The organism is Terrabacter sp. Root85, assembly GCF_001429185.1.
In the GTDB taxonomy this organism is placed as follows: Bacteria; Actinomycetota; Actinomycetes; order Actinomycetales; family Dermatophilaceae; genus Terrabacter.
Genome location: NZ_LMIW01000012.1, coordinates 238,708 through 252,178 on the forward strand (window position 1 = coordinate 238,708; position 13,471 = coordinate 252,178).

General features: G+C 70.9%; 12 protein-coding genes. 3 read left to right on the forward strand and 9 right to left on the reverse strand.

Annotated features, from left to right (window positions below; translation table 11 throughout):
• Positions 1–7: 7 nt before the first annotated feature.
• The 3 genes from ASE25_RS18965 to ASE25_RS18975 all read right to left on the reverse strand — a co-directional run bounded on the left by ASE25_RS18965 (position 8) and on the right by ASE25_RS18975 (position 1,011).
• Positions 8–244 carry an acyl carrier protein gene (locus tag ASE25_RS18965; protein ID WP_056776862.1) on the reverse strand — a complete coding sequence of 79 codons (237 nt, stop codon included), beginning with the start codon at positions 242–244 and terminating at the stop codon, positions 8–10.
• A 231-nt stretch (positions 245–475) separates the two neighbouring features.
• Entirely contained in the window at positions 476–724 is a 249-nt protein-coding gene (locus ASE25_RS18970; protein WP_056827018.1) for a hypothetical protein, read from the reverse strand.
• Positions 721–1,011: a DUF3099 domain-containing protein gene (locus ASE25_RS18975; RefSeq protein ID WP_056757006.1), complete on the reverse strand. Its 291-nt coding sequence runs from the start codon at positions 1,009–1,011 to the stop codon at positions 721–723. The genes ASE25_RS18970 and ASE25_RS18975 overlap by 4 nt, the downstream gene beginning before the upstream one ends.
• A gap of 119 nt (positions 1,012–1,130) precedes the next feature.
• Between ASE25_RS18975 and ASE25_RS18980 the strand changes: the two genes are divergently transcribed.
• The 3 genes from ASE25_RS18980 to ASE25_RS18990 all read left to right on the forward strand — a co-directional run bounded on the left by ASE25_RS18980 (position 1,131) and on the right by ASE25_RS18990 (position 4,994).
• Positions 1,131–1,850: a beta-ketoacyl-ACP reductase gene (locus ASE25_RS18980; RefSeq protein WP_056776869.1), complete on the forward strand. Its 720-nt coding sequence runs from the start codon at positions 1,131–1,133 to the stop codon at positions 1,848–1,850.
• Positions 1,851–1,931: 81 nt separating this feature from the next.
• The gene (gene fabI, locus ASE25_RS18985) at positions 1,932–2,693 is read left to right on the forward strand and encodes an enoyl-ACP reductase FabI (protein WP_056827019.1); all 762 of its coding nucleotides are present in this window, start codon (positions 1,932–1,934) and stop codon (positions 2,691–2,693) included.
• Positions 2,694–2,732: 39 nt separating this feature from the next.
• Positions 2,733–4,994, forward strand: coding sequence for a tetratricopeptide repeat protein (locus ASE25_RS18990; RefSeq protein WP_082619841.1), 2,262 nt, complete (start codon positions 2,733–2,735; stop codon positions 4,992–4,994).
• A 218-nt stretch (positions 4,995–5,212) separates the two neighbouring features.
• Here ASE25_RS18990 and cphA read toward each other — a convergent pair whose 3' ends face one another.
• The 6 genes from cphA to glgC all read right to left on the reverse strand — a co-directional run bounded on the left by cphA (position 5,213) and on the right by glgC (position 13,377).
• The gene (gene cphA, locus ASE25_RS18995; RefSeq protein ID WP_056827020.1) at positions 5,213–8,104 is read right to left on the reverse strand and encodes a cyanophycin synthetase; all 2,892 of its coding nucleotides are present in this window, start codon (positions 8,102–8,104) and stop codon (positions 5,213–5,215) included.
• Positions 8,105–8,193: 89 nt separating this feature from the next.
• Positions 8,194–9,114 (reverse strand): cyanophycinase, encoded by a 921-nt coding sequence (locus tag ASE25_RS19000; RefSeq protein ID WP_056776878.1) that lies wholly within the window; start codon positions 9,112–9,114, stop codon positions 8,194–8,196.
• A 9-nt stretch (positions 9,115–9,123) separates the two neighbouring features.
• Positions 9,124–10,371 carry a phosphoserine phosphatase SerB gene (serB, locus tag ASE25_RS19005; RefSeq protein WP_369793512.1) on the reverse strand — a complete coding sequence of 416 codons (1,248 nt, stop codon included), beginning with the start codon at positions 10,369–10,371 and terminating at the stop codon, positions 9,124–9,126.
• 110 nt (positions 10,372–10,481) lie between these two features.
• Complete coding sequence (locus ASE25_RS19010; RefSeq protein ID WP_056827021.1) at positions 10,482–11,213, reverse strand: ZIP family metal transporter; 732 nt, start codon at positions 11,211–11,213, stop codon at positions 10,482–10,484.
• 1 nt (position 11,214) lies between these two features.
• Positions 11,215–12,072: an LLM class F420-dependent oxidoreductase gene (locus tag ASE25_RS19015; protein ID WP_056827022.1), complete on the reverse strand. Its 858-nt coding sequence runs from the start codon at positions 12,070–12,072 to the stop codon at positions 11,215–11,217.
• Positions 12,073–12,117: 45 nt separating this feature from the next.
• Positions 12,118–13,377, reverse strand: a complete 1,260-nt coding sequence (glgC, locus tag ASE25_RS19020) for a glucose-1-phosphate adenylyltransferase (protein ID WP_056777761.1) — start codon at positions 13,375–13,377, stop codon at positions 12,118–12,120.
• Positions 13,378–13,471 lie beyond the last annotated feature (94 nt).

Below are 13,471 nucleotides of genomic sequence, written 5' to 3' on the forward strand. Positions count from 1 at the left end.
TGGTGACTCAGATGTCCTCGACGCCCTTGCTGCGCAGGACGTTCCGCGCGAGGCCGATGGAGCGCATCTTCATGATCTCGGAGGTCTTGAGCCGGACGTCAAAGGCGTCCTCGAGAAGGACGACCATCTCCATCGCGGCGAGAGAGTCCCACGTGGGCGTGTTGGACGGACTCGTTTCGTCGCTGAGCTGAGACGCGGGGAGGTTCAGCCCCTTGGAGAAGACGTCCAGCAGTCGATCCGACATGTGCGAGCTCCTCGGTCGGGCAGCGTTTCGGCGCAACTTACCATCGGGGGATCGCGGAGGCCGGATAGACGGTTCGTGTGTTGCCCTGCCTCGACGCGGGCCCGCGTGGTGGGCGGCGACGCCCCCGACGGAGGGTTGGAGCCCCTCGGAGACCGGGACCGGTGGGACGCCTGGTCCTGCAGGGCAGCCTGAACCCCCCGCACTGACCCGCTCCAGGGAAGGATGCGGCACTCAGCCGTCGGCGTCGGTGAGGGCCTCGACAGGGACGACCTCGATGAGGAAGCCCCGCAGCGCCACGAAGTCAGCGAGCGACTTCTCGTGGTCGTCGCACGCCAGCCACACCTTGCGTCGGTCCGCGGCATGCAGCTTCGGGTTGTTCCAGATGACCGCGTGAACGCCCGTCGCGCGGCAGCCCTTGGCGCTGCAGACGTGCTCGACGTCAGGGCCGCCCGTGGGCGACAGGGAGAGCGGACCGCTCACTGCTCGAGGCGCTGCGTGTCGTCGCGGGGCACGACCGACTGGATGCTGCCCGGCTGGCGCGGGCTCACGGCATTCGCGAGCACGACGGCGACGTAGGGGATGAAGACCGCGGCCAGGATGGCGGTCCAGCGCAGCCAGCCCGAGGTGACGAAGACCAGGCCGAAGCACACGATGCGGATGCCCATCATCGTGAGGTAGCGGCGGACGCGCTGGTCCTGGTCGTCCGTCGTGGAGGTCGACGCCGAGGTGACGGAGTAGACGACCGGTTCGTTCTTGGCTCTTGGCACCCTTCAACCATAAGCCCGTCCCACGCCCGCGGCACCGTGCTGTCTACCGTTCGGTAGTCCGTTAGGTTTCGGGGCAAGGCAGCGACCCGGCAGAGGCCGGACGGACGGAGGAACGCACAGTGTCAACGACCGAGGCGCGCAACGTGCTCGTGACCGGAGGCAACCGCGGCATCGGCCTGGCGATCGCCAGGGCCTTCGCCGACGCCGGCGACAACGTCGTCATCACCCACCGCTCCGGTGAGCCGCCCGAGGGCCTGCAGGGCGTCATCTGCGAGGTCACCGACTCGGCGTCCGTCGACGCGGCCTTCACCGCCGCCGAGGAGATCTTCGGTGGCCCCGTCGAGGTCCTCGTCGCGAACGCCGGCATCACCCGAGACACCCTGCTCATGCGGATGAGCGACGACGAGTTCGACTCCGTCATCGACACGAACCTCGCGGGAGCCTTCCGGTGCGCGCGTCGCGCCGCCACCGGCATGATCCGCAAGCGCCGTGGCCGCATCGTCCTCATCAGCAGCGTCGTCGGCCTCTACGGGTCGCCCGGCCAGACCAACTACGCGGCGTCGAAGGCCGGCCTCGTCGGGCTCGCCCGCTCGATCTCGCGCGAGCTCGGCGGCCGTGGCATCACCGCCAACGTCGTCGCGCCCGGCTTCATCGACACGGAGATGACGGCCGTGCTGCCCGACGAGCAGAAGAAGTCCTACCTCGCCACCATCCCCGCGGGCCGGTTCGCCACCCCCGAGGAGGTCGCGTCCGTCGTGCGCTTCGTCGCGAGCGACGACGCCGGCTACATCACCGGCGCGGTGATCCCCGTCGACGGCGGGCTCGGCATGGGGCACTGAGCCCACCCCACGGCATACCTTGGTATGCCGTCACGAGCGTTGTGCAGCAAGCGTGCCCACCCACACGAGAAAGTCGCAGGCATGGGAATCCTCGAAGGCAAGAAGCTCCTCATCACCGGTGTCCTCATGGACAGCTCGATCGCGTTCCACGTCGCGAAGATCGCCCAGCAGGAGGGTGCGACGGTCATCCTCACCTCGTTCGGCCGCACGATGAAGATCACCCAGACCATCGCCAAGCGGCTGCCCGAGACGCCCGTCGTCATCGAGCTCGACGTCGCCGACCAGGAGCACCTGGACACCCTCGCCGACCGCCTGCGCGAGCACGTGGACGGCCTCGACGGGGTGCTGCACTCGATCGGCTTCGCGCCGCAGGGCGCCTTCAACTTCCTCGAGGGCACGTGGGAGGACGTCTCGACGGCCCTCCAGATCTCGGCGTACAGCCTCAAGTCGCTCGCGGTAGCGACCCTGCCGCTCATGACCGAGGGCGGCAGCGTCGTCGGGCTCACCTTCGACGCGAAGTTCGCGTGGCCGGTCTACGACTGGATGGGTGTGGCCAAGGCCGCCTTCGAGTCGACGAACCGCTACCTCGCCCGCGACCTCGGCCCCAAGGCCGTTCGCTGCAACCTCGTCGCCGCCGGGCCGATCCGCACGACGGCGGCCAAGTCCATCCCGGGCTTCGAGCAGTTCGAGAAGGTCTGGGACGACCGCGCACCACTCGGCTGGGACGTCAACGACCCGGAGCCCGCGGCGAAGGCCTGTGCGGCGCTGCTCTCCGACTGGTTCCCTGCCACGACCGGTGAGATCGTCCACGTCGACGGCGGCGTCCACGCGATGGGGCAGTGAGCGCGCAGGTCCACTGATCCTCTCGCTAGAGTCCTGCCCATGCCTCACGCCGGGACCGAGTCCAGCCCCCTGACGACGACCGACCCCGTGGCCGCGTCGGTGCCTGCCGAACAGGTGCGGGTCGACGAGGTCAGGGTGCTCGACGGGCCCAACCTCTACTTCGCCCGCCCGGCGATCAAGGTCATCCTGCACGTGCCCGGCTTCCTCGAGCTCAAGCGCACCGACGCCGAGGCCCTGGCCCGCCGACTGGGCATGCGCTCGGCCCGCCCGGGCAAGCGGGGGACGGCCCTGCGCCAGCGCTTCGTCATGCGGGTGATCCGCACCGTGACGCGTCGCGTCGGCACCGAGATCGGCGCCGGGCGCCTGGGCGTACGCGTGCGGGCGGGTCAGACCGTCGAGGACGTCGTGCTCGCCTTCCCGTGGGTGCATCGCACCCGCGGCCGCGTCGCGGGGGAGCAGTTCGGTGCCGTCATGGCCGGCCTGCTCGACCGCTCCCGGAGCGCCGACGAGGTCATCGAGGCGGCCGCGGCCGTCATCCTGGCCGCGCCCGACGGTCCGGGCCCCAGCGTGCTGACGCCGACGGTGCCGGTCGCGTCCGTCACCGGCACCAACGGCAAGACGACGACGACCCGCCTCATGGCGCACATGTGCATGAGCGCCGGTCTCAAGACCGCCTGGAGCTCGACCGACGGCGTCGTCGTCATGGGCGAGACGAAGGAGGAGGGCGACTTCTCCGGCCCGGCGGGTGCGCGCGGTGTGCTCGAGACGCCCGGCCTCGAGATCGGGATCCTCGAGACCGCCCGTGGCGGCATGCTCCTCAAGGGCATGGGGGTCACCGCCAACGACGTCAGCGTCGTCACCAACGTCAGCGCCGACCACCTCGGCCTGCAGGGCATCGACACCCTCGACCAGTTGGCCGAGGTCAAGGCCATCGTCACGACCGTCACGAAGCCACAGGGCTGGGTCGTGCTCAACGGCGACGACCCTCGCGTGTGGGCCATGCGCTTCGGCATCAAGGCCAAGCCGTGGGCCTTCAGCCTGGACCCTGCCTCGCCCGCGCTCTGGGAGTCGATCAACTCCGGTGGCCGCGGCATCACCGTCCTCGACGGCGAGATCGTCGTCCTGTCGCCCAACGGTGACCCGGACCGCCTCGTCAAGATCGTCGACGTCCCCATGACGCTGAGCGGACTGTCCCGCAACAACATCGCCAACGCGCTGGCCGGTGCCGCGGCCGCGCTGGGGCTCGGTGTCCCGCGCTCGGCCGTCGTCGAGGGTCTGCGGACCTTCGCGCCGGATCCCGAGCACAACTGGGGCCGGCTCAACACGTACTCGCTGCCGCTGCCGAGCGGCGGCAAGGCGACGGTCATCATGGACATGGCCCACAACGAGGCCGGCCTCGAGGCCCTGCTCGACGTCGCCCGTGGGCTCGCCGCGCCGGGCGGAGCCGTGCGCCTCGGCCTCGGGTGCGCGGGCGACCGCGCCGACGAGGCGATCGTCGCGATGGGGGAGATCGCCGGGCGCGGCGCCGAGGAGGTCGTCCTCAAGGTCGCGCGCCACTACCTGCGCGGGCGCGAGCCCGAGGACCTGCTCGGTCTCTTCCGCGACGGCCTGGCCAAGGTCGGCGTGCTCGACGTGCCCGGCTACGACACGGAGCTCGAGTCCTTCGAGGCCCTCGTGCCGCACGCGCTCGACGGCGACGTCATCGCGCTCATGTGCCACGCCGAGCGCACTGAGGTCAACGGCTGGATCCGCGAGCACGGCGGCAAGGTCGACGACGCCCGCGCGATCCGCCGCAAGGTCGTCGCCGCGCGCGGCGAGCACGAGCTCGAGGCGGAGATCGCGGCCCTGTGGGAGGGCGACGACGAGCCGGCGCGGCTCGCTGCCGCCCAGGAGCTCGTCGACGGCCACCCGGGCGACCCGCGCCTCGTCTTCGAGCTCGCCGGCGTCAAGGACGCGATGGGCGACGAGCAGGGCGCCATCGGTCTCTACGAGGAGGCGCTGGCCGGTGGCCTGCGCGAGCCGCACCGGCACCGGGCGCAGCTCCAGCTCGCCTCGAGCCTGCGCGTCGTGGGCCGGACCGCCGAGGCGCAGGGCCTCGTTGCCGACGTCCTCGAGGCGCGACCGCACAACACGGCGGCGCTCATGCTCAAGGCGCTCGTCCAGGCCGATCTCGGCCAGGAGCGGCAGGCCCTCGCCGACCTCATCCGGTCGACGCTCGAGGCGACGACCGACGTCGACACCCAGGCCTACCGCCGGGCTCTGCGGGCGTACGCCGACGAGCTGGCTCCCGTCACCGAATAGTCAGCACGGCCGCAGACGCGCCACGGCGCACTTCTGCCGGTGATGCGCCCGGGCGCCGTCGGCAAGCCTGCCACGGCGCAGTTGTGCCCGGTTCCGCGCCTGGGCCAGGTCGGCAACCGCGCCATGGCGCAGTCGTGTCGCTCCTCGAACGCCCACGCGGCCGGGAAGCGCGCCGTGGCGCACTTCCCGGCCGTATCGCGTGCGAGCCTCGACTCGTGTCAGATGGCGGTGTCGTCGGCGTGGTCGGGCTGCGACTCCGACGGGAGGGCGCCGAGCGCCTCCTCCTCGGCCTCGTCGCCCTCGGCCTCGGCGGTCTCGGTGAGAGTGCTCGGGTCGAGGTCGGGGTCGCTCGTGGCCGCCGCGGCCGTGCCGATGCGGGCACCCGCCTGGGCGTGCTTGGTGCGCTCCTCGAGCTCGGCGACGACGAGCGCGTGCTGGTCGACGCACATGACGACGAGGTCGCCCGGGTTGGTGCGGGCGAGCACGTGCCGGGTGGCGTCGAGCTCGTCGAGGACGATCTCGACCTGACGGCAGCGGGCGCCCTCCTTCATCGCGGCACGCGCGCCCTCGGCCACGAGCTCGGCCGTCTCGCCGGGCTTGCGGCCGCGCAGGCGTTCGTCCTCGCGGATGACGATGACGTCGAAGTGCTGGGCCGCGACCGCTCCGAGCTCGCGCATGTCGTCGTCGCGTCGGTCGCCCGCAGCGCCGATCATGCCGATGCGCGAGGTCTTGCCGAGGTCGGCCTGGCGCTGCTTCTGGTCGGCGTAGCGGTCGACGAAGGCGCCGAGCTCCTTCATGCCGGCCGCGTTGTGGCAGTAGTCGACGAACACGTCGGCGTTGTTGACCTGGACGAGGTTGAGGCGACCGGGGGAGAGGTAGTACGTCGTCGCGAAGGTCCGCAGGCCCTGTCGGATGTCGTGGAGCGGGGCTCCTGCGGCGAAGGCGGCGCCCGCGGCGGCGAGCGAGTTGGCGACGTTGAAGCGTGCCGCACCACCGAACGTCGACGGGAGCAGGTGGGTCCAGGCGAGCTGCATGCTGCGCCGGCCGTGCTTGATGACGATCATCTCGCCACGCTCGCTCGGCTCGAGCACGACGGCACGGCCGCCGCGGCGGCAGTAGTCGTCGACGAACTCGCGCGTCTCGCTGCCGGGCTCGGCCATCGAGAACCAGACGATGCCGCCCGAGCAGCGTCGGCGCATGTTGCGCACGTTCGGGTCGTCCGCGTTGAGCACCGCGAAGCCGTCGCGCGGCACGGCCTCGACGATGACGGCCTTGACGTCGGCGAGCTGGCGCAGGGTGTCGATCCCCTTGAGTCCCAAGTGATCCGGGGCGACGTTGGTGACGACCGCGATGTCGTTGCGGTCGTAGCCGAGGCCCTCGCGGAGGATGCCGCCCCGGGCGACCTCCATGACGGCGAAGTCGACGCGGGGGTTCTGGAGCACCATCCGGGCCGAGCGCGGACCCGAGGCATCGGCCTTGATCACGAGCCGCTCGTCGATGACGACGCCGTCGGTCGAGGTCATCCCGACCTTGCGTCCGAGACCCTTGAAGATGTGGGCGATCATGCGCGACGTCGTCGTCTTGCCGTTCGTGCCGGTGACGGCGACGATCGGCACGCGTGACTGCGCGCCCGGTGGGAAGAGCAGGTCGACGACCGGCTTGGCGATGAACTGCGGCTCGCCGACGGTGGGGTGCGTGTGCATGCGGAAGCCGGGAGCCGCGTTGACCTCGCAGATCGCGCCACCCGTCTCACGCACGGGATAGGTGATGTCCGGGCAGATGAAGTCGATGCCGGCGACGTCGAGCCCGACCATGCGGGCCGCCTCCTCGGCGATCTCGACGTTGTCCGGGTGGGCGTCGAAGGTGCGGTCGATCGAGATGCCACCGGTCGACATGTTGCCGGTCAGGGCCAGCTTGACCATCTCGCCCTCGTCCGGCACCGACTCGGTCGTGTGGCCCTGGCCCGCGAGGATCTCGAGCGCGTTGGCGTCGACCTTGATCTTCGTCAGCACCTTCTCGTGCCCGACGCCACGACGCGGGTCGGCGTTGGTGATCTCGACGAGCTCGGCGACGGTGTGGGTGCCGTCGCCGATGACGTGCGCGGGGACGCGCTCGGCGATCGCCTGCATCCGTCCACCGACGATGAGGCAGCGGTAGTCGCGACCGGTGACGAAGGACTCGACGATGATCGTGCCGCGACGCGACTCGGCCTTGGCGATGTCGTACGCCTTCTCGACGTCCTCGTCGCTCATGAGGTTGAGGCACACGCCGCGGCCGTGGTTGCCGTCGAGCGGCTTGACGACGACCGGGAAGCCGATGCGGCGCGCTGCCTCGACGGCTCCCCGCACGGTGCGAACGGCCTCCTGCTTGGGCACGGGCAGGCCGGCGGACCCGAGGAGCTTGGTCGTGAGGTCCTTGTCGCTCGCGATGTCGACGGCGAGCGCGCCCGTCTTGGAGGTCATCGTGGCCCGGATGCGCTGGGCGTGCACGCCCTGGCCGAGCTGGACGAGCGACGCGGAGTTGAGGCGGATGTACGGGATGTCGCGCGAGGCCGCCTCCTCGAGGATGGCGGCCGTCGAGGGACCGAAGGCGACCCGCTCGGCCTGGCGCAGGAAGGCGTTGAACTCCGTCTCGAAGTCGAAGCCGTCCTCGGGCTGGACGAGGTGGTTGATGAGGCGCACCGCGAGCTTGCCCGCGGCGACCCCGACGGTCTCGTCGGTGTAGCTGTAGACGACGTTGTACTGGCCGGGCTTGCCCTTGACCGCACGCGTCTTGCCGCGGCGCGAGTCGTGGCCGGCCAGGGTCTGCAGCTGCAGCGCGACGTGCTCGGCGACGTGGCCGAGCCACGTGCCCTCGCGCAGCCGCTCGATGAACCCGCCGCGTCGGCCGAGCGAGCAGGTGTGGCGCTCGAGCCCGGGGACGAGCTCGACGAGCTGGTCGGTGAAGCCGGGAAGCGAGACCGTGGGGTACTCCTCGAGGCTGCCGAGGTCGACGACGAGGTGGACGGCCTGCTGGTAGGACCAGATGTTGGGGCCGCGGTAGATCCGGGTCTCGAGGATCTTCAGGTCCGGTCGGGCCGGGCCGGTGGGGGTGGGTACCTCGACGGCCATGGATCTCCTCCTACGGGGTCGTGCGGGACGTGCCGTGCGGCACACCCGTCGACCGTTGGTGCGGTGCGGTGCGGCTGGACGGACGGGACTCAGTGAGCGGCGCTGCTCGTCGACGAGCGCGCCGCGCGGACCTTGGCCGGGACGACCGCACCCTCGATGTCGGGGTGACGCTCGACGAACGCGGTCAGCTCGACGTGGTCCAGGTCGAACGTACTGCCCGTGGGCAGCGAGTGCACGACCGCGCCCGAAACGAGCAGGGGCGCACCGCGACGCGCGTCGGGGGCGTCGGTGATGGCGTTGCGGGCGTTGACGACGAAGATCGAGCCGGCCCCGATGACCGACATGACCGTGCCGCCACGGATCTCGGCCGCCGTGTTCTCGTCGATCCCCATGCCGAGCAGGTTCGGCGAGGCGGCGACCATCGACATGAGCCGGCCGTAGCGGCCGCGCTGGTCGAAGTGCTGGTCGATGATGACGTCCTCGACGAGCCCGAGGCCGGCCGAGATCTGGCTCGCTCGCTGCTTGGGCGTCAGCCCCTCCTCGCCGAGCGAGATCATGTATCGGCTCATGATCGAGGCGCCGGCCGACGTGCCGGCCACGACGGCGCCGCGCTCGTAGGCCCGCACGACGGCGTCGCCCACGGGCGTGCCGACGATGTTCTGCGCCAGCTTGACCTGGCTGCCACCGGTGATGAACACGCCGGTCGCGGTGTCGAGCGCCTCGACCATCGCCGGGTCGTTGGCGTCGCGGCGGGTCTCGGGGTGGACGACGGAGTAGTCGCCGCCCCGCAGCCGGGTGAAGACGTCGCGGTACGCCTCGGAGACCTCGTCGGCGTACGACGACGCCGTGGGGATGAGGACGATGTGCGACCGCCGGCCGCCCGCGAGCTTCACGAACCGCTTGAGCACGACCGACCGCCCGATCCGGTCCTCGGCACCGCCGATGATGAGCAGCGTGCGGCGGACGCCGTTCGCGTTCGGGGTTACGGACGAAGGGGCCACGGACTGCATCGCGCCAGCCTAGTGACCGGCGTGCGGGACCGGCGGAGCCTGGGTCGGCGTGCCGTCGTCGAGATCGGCCTCCTCGATCTCCTCGCGGGAGATGCCGAGCAGGTAGAGCACCGAGTCGAGGTAGGGCACGTTGACCGCGGTCTGGGCCTGCTCCTGGACGATCGGCTTGGCGTTGAAGGCGACGCCGAGGCCGGCGACGTCGAGCATGTCGAGGTCGTTGGCGCCGTCGCCGATGGCCACGGTACGGCTCAGCGGAAGGCCCTCCTGCTCGGCGAACTCGCGCAGGGCGCGCGCCTTGCCCGCCCGGTCGACGACCTCGCCGACGACACGTCCGGTGAGGCGGCCGTCCTCGATCTCGAGCCGGTTGGCGCGGGCGTGGTCGATGCCGAGGTCGTCCGCGAGCTCGCCGACGATCTCGATGAACCCACCGCTGACGAGTCCCACGGTGAAGCCGAGCCGCTTGAGCGTGCGCACGAGCGTCCGGGCGCCGGGGGTCAGCTGGACCGACTCGCGCACCTCGTCGAGGACCGACTCGGGCAGGCCCGCGAGGGTCGCCACCCGGGCACGCAGGGACTCCTCGAAGTCGAGCTCTCCCGCCATCGCGCGCGCCGTCACCTCGGCCACCTCCGCCTCCCGGCCGCTGTGGGCGGCGAGCAGCTCGATGACCTCCTGCTGGATGAGCGTCGAGTCGACGTCGAGGACGACGAGTCGCCGACCGCGCCGGGCGAGCCCGCCGGGTGCGACGGCGATGTCGATGCCTTCCGACGTCGCCACGAGGGCGAGCTCGGTGCGCAGGGACGGCAGGTCGGCGCCGGAGATGTCGAACTCGACCGTCGTGATGGGGTAGCGCGAGAGCCGGCGGATGCGGTCGATGTTGGCGCCGTGGTCGGCGATCCGGGTCGTGACGAGCGAGACGGCGTCGGCGCTGAGCGGGGCGCCGAGGACGACGACGGCCGCCCGTCCCTGCCGCGAGCGCGCGTTGACGCCGGTGCCCTCGACGACCGTGAGGGCGAGGCCGAGGCGGTGGGCGGCGACGGCGGCGGCGTCGCGCAGCTGGTCGACATGGGCGCCGGGTCTCAGCAGGACGGTCAGGGTGAGGTGACCGTGCACGACGACCTGCTGGATGTCGAGGACCTCTGCGTCCACTCCCGACAGCGCCCCGAGGAGCGTCCCCGTCACACCTGGTCGGTCGTCGCCCGTCACGGTGACGCTCAGGGTCTGGATGTCCGTTCCGTCCGTGCTGTTCACTTCGGTCACCCGCGTCAGGGTAGTGAGCGCGCGTGCGCTCCCGCGTCACCTTCCGGCATTCGGCCGGTGACGTCCGTCATGCCGGAGGGCGTATGCCGTCCGCCGGCGTCGTGCGGGAGTCAGCCGAGGGCGCTGAGCAGGAACGCGAGTGCGAAGCCGAGCATCGTCACGAGGCCCACCAGGCGTCCGGCGTGCTCGGTGGCCTCCGGCATCATCGTGTCGGCGAGCATCGTGATGATGGCGCCGGCTGCGAAGGTCTGGATCCCGGCCACCACGGCGGGGGAGGCGCCTTCGAGCAGGACGTAGCCGAGACCGGCGGCCAGGCCCGAGACGAGCATGACGACGAGCCACAGCAGCAGGATCTGGCGCGCGGAGCGTCCCGCCCGTTTGAGGCCGGCACTCGCCGACATGGACTCGGGCACGTTGGAGAGGAACACCGCCGCGACCATCGCGATCCCGACCTCACCGCCGCCGAGGACGCTGACGCCGATCGCCGCCGACTCGGGTATGCCGTCGAGCAGGGCCCCGAGGACGAGCGCCATCGCGCCCGCACCCTGCTGCGGGCCCCCGGTCGGGCTCTTGCGCCGGTGGCCACCTCGACGGTCGATGAACCAGTCGCCGACGAAGAACACGACCGAGCCGCTGACGAGCCCGACGACGACGGGCGCCGCGCCGGCAGAGTGGAACGCCTCCTCGGTCAGCTCGAAGGCGACCGCGCTGATGAGCACGCCGGCGCCGAAGGCCATGACGAGGCCGATGACGCGGTACGAGGCTCTGGCATAGAGCCCGAGGAGCGCGCCGACGAGCAGGGCGGCGCCACCGACGAGTCCCCAGAAGGTCGCGGTCAGCACGTCACGACGCGCTGACCCCGTTGACCTCGTCGCGCCACTGGAGCAGGTCGCGCACGCGGGCGAGGTCGGGGTCGGCCGCGGCGACGCTCGCCGTGAACAGCCGGGTCCCGACGTCGTGGAGCTGCTGGGCGTTGCTCGCGTAGTCGCCCGACTGGTCGGGGTTGCGGCCCGGCACGAAGGCGACACCGGCCGACCGTTCGATCTCGAGGGGGTCCCGGCCTCGGCGGGCGCACCACTCGTCGAGGACGCGGTGCTTGTGCGCGATCTGCTCGGGGCCGCCGAAGCCGTGCCAGATGTCCGCGTGCTCGGCGACGATCCGGAGCGTCTTCTTCTCGCCGCCGCCGCCGATGAGGATGGGGATGTCGCGCGTCGGGGCGGGGTTGAGCCGGCTCCACCGGTCGCGGATGACCGGCAGGTCGCGCGCCAGGTCGTCGAGACGCCCGCCCGCGGTGCCGAACTCGTAGCCGTACTCGTCGTAGTCGAGCTGCGCCCACCCCGAGCCGATCCCGAGGATGAGGCGCCCCTCGCTCGCGTGGTCGACGGTGCGCGCCATGTCGGCGAGCAGGCTGGGGTTGCGGTAGCTGTTGCACGTCACGAGGGCGCCGATCTCGACGGACTCGGTCGACTCGGCCCACGCGCCGAGCATCGTCCAGCACTCGAAGTGCTGGCCGCCGCGGTCGCCGCTGAGCGGGAAGAAGTGGTCCCAGTTGAGCAGGACGTCGACACCCATCTCCTCGAGCGTCGAGGCCGTGCGTCGGATCTGGGCCCACGTCGCGTGCTGCGGCGGGATCTGGATCCCGACCCGCGCCGGCCGTGAGTCCGTCGCGCTGACCGGGGGATTCGCGGCGGTGGACGTCATGGGAAGACCCTCGCAGATGTCATCGGGCGGGGCTCATCGGGGTGCTCATCGGGTGACGATCTGGCCCTTGCCCACGACGACGATGCCGGTCTCGGTGACGTGGAGGCCGCGTGCCCGGTCGTGCTCGTGGTCGATGCCGATCTGGCACCCCTCCGGGATGACGACGTTCTTGTCGATGATGGCCCGGCGGATCTGCGCGTGCCGGTGCACCTCGACGCCGTCGAGCAGGACCGACCCCTGGATGCTCGCGTAGGAGTGCACCTTGACGAGGGGGGAGAGCACCGAGGCGTAGATGTGCGCACCCGACACGACGACGCCCGGGGAGACCGCCGAGTTGAGCGCCTCGCCGATGCGGTCGCCGCTGCCGTGGACGAACTTCGCCGGCGGGTAGGGGCTGTGGCTCGTGTAGATCGGCCAGTCGTAGTTGTAGAGGTTGAAGACCGGGTGGATCGAGATGAGGTCCATGTGGGCGTCGTAATAGGACTCGATGGTCCCCACGTCGCGCCAGTAGCCGCGGTCGCGGTCGGTGGCGCCGGGCACCTCGTTGTCCTTGAAGTCGTAGACGCCGGCCTCTCCGCGGCCGACGAAGTAGGGCACGATGTCGCCGCCCATGTCGTTGCTGCTCGACTCGTTGTCGTGGTCGGCGATGACAGCCGCCTCGAGGGCTGCGGCGGTGAAGACGTAGTTGCCCATCGACGCCAGGACCTCGTCGGGGTTGTCCGGCAGGCCCTTGGGGTCGTTCGGCTTCTCGAGGAAGGCGGCGATCTTGGACGGGTCGGCGTCGTCGACCTCGATGACGCCGAACTGGTTGGCGAGAGAGATCGGCTGGCGGATGGCCGCGACGGTGCAGGCCGCACCCGTCTCGATGTGCTGCTCGACCATCGCGCTGAAGTCCATGCGGTAGACGTGGTCGGCGCCCACGACGACGACGATGTCGGGCCGCTCGTCGTGCATGAGGTTGAGGCTCTGGTAGATCGCGTCGGCGCTGCCGAGGTACCAGTTCTTGTCGACGCGCTGCTGCGCCGGGACGGTCGTGACGTAGTTGCCGAGGAGCGTCGACATGCGCCATGTCTTCGTCACGTGCGCGTCGAGGCTGTGCGACTTGTACTGCGTCAGCACGACGACCTGGAGGTAGCCGGAGTTGACGACGTTGGACAGGGCCAGGTCGATGAGACGGTAGATGCCGGCGAACGGCACGGCGGGTTTGGCCCGGTCGGCGGTCAACGGCATCAACCGCTTGCCCTCACCGCCAGCGAGCACGATCGCGAGGACTTTCGGACCAGCAGCTGGGCTTCGTCGGGCCATGAGCGCCACCCTAGGGCAGGCGTCCGGTCGCCGACAGGTTCAGCACGCAAGATCGGCCGAGCTTTCCGCTCCGCGGGATGGCTGCAGCACTAGG

What these genes read in the sequence shown, in the direction of transcription:
- ASE25_RS18965 (WP_056776862.1), bottom strand. Translation starts at nt 244, where the DNA reads ATGTCGGATCGACTGCTGGACGTCTTCTCCAAGGGGCTGAACCTCCCC.
- fabI (WP_056827019.1), top strand. Translation starts at nt 1,932, where the DNA reads ATGGGAATCCTCGAAGGCAAGAAGCTCCTCATCACCGGTGTCCTCATG.
- ASE25_RS18990 (WP_082619841.1), top strand. Translation starts at nt 2,733, where the DNA reads ATGCCTCACGCCGGGACCGAGTCCAGCCCCCTGACGACGACCGACCCC.
- cphA (WP_056827020.1), bottom strand. Translation starts at nt 8,104, where the DNA reads ATGGCCGTCGAGGTACCCACCCCCACCGGCCCGGCCCGACCGGACCTG.
- ASE25_RS19000 (WP_056776878.1), bottom strand. Translation starts at nt 9,114, where the DNA reads ATGCAGTCCGTGGCCCCTTCGTCCGTAACCCCGAACGCGAACGGCGTC.
- ASE25_RS19015 (WP_056827022.1), bottom strand. Translation starts at nt 12,072, where the DNA reads ATGACGTCCACCGCCGCGAATCCCCCGGTCAGCGCGACGGACTCACGG.
- glgC (WP_056777761.1), bottom strand. Translation starts at nt 13,377, where the DNA reads ATGGCCCGACGAAGCCCAGCTGCTGGTCCGAAAGTCCTCGCGATCGTG.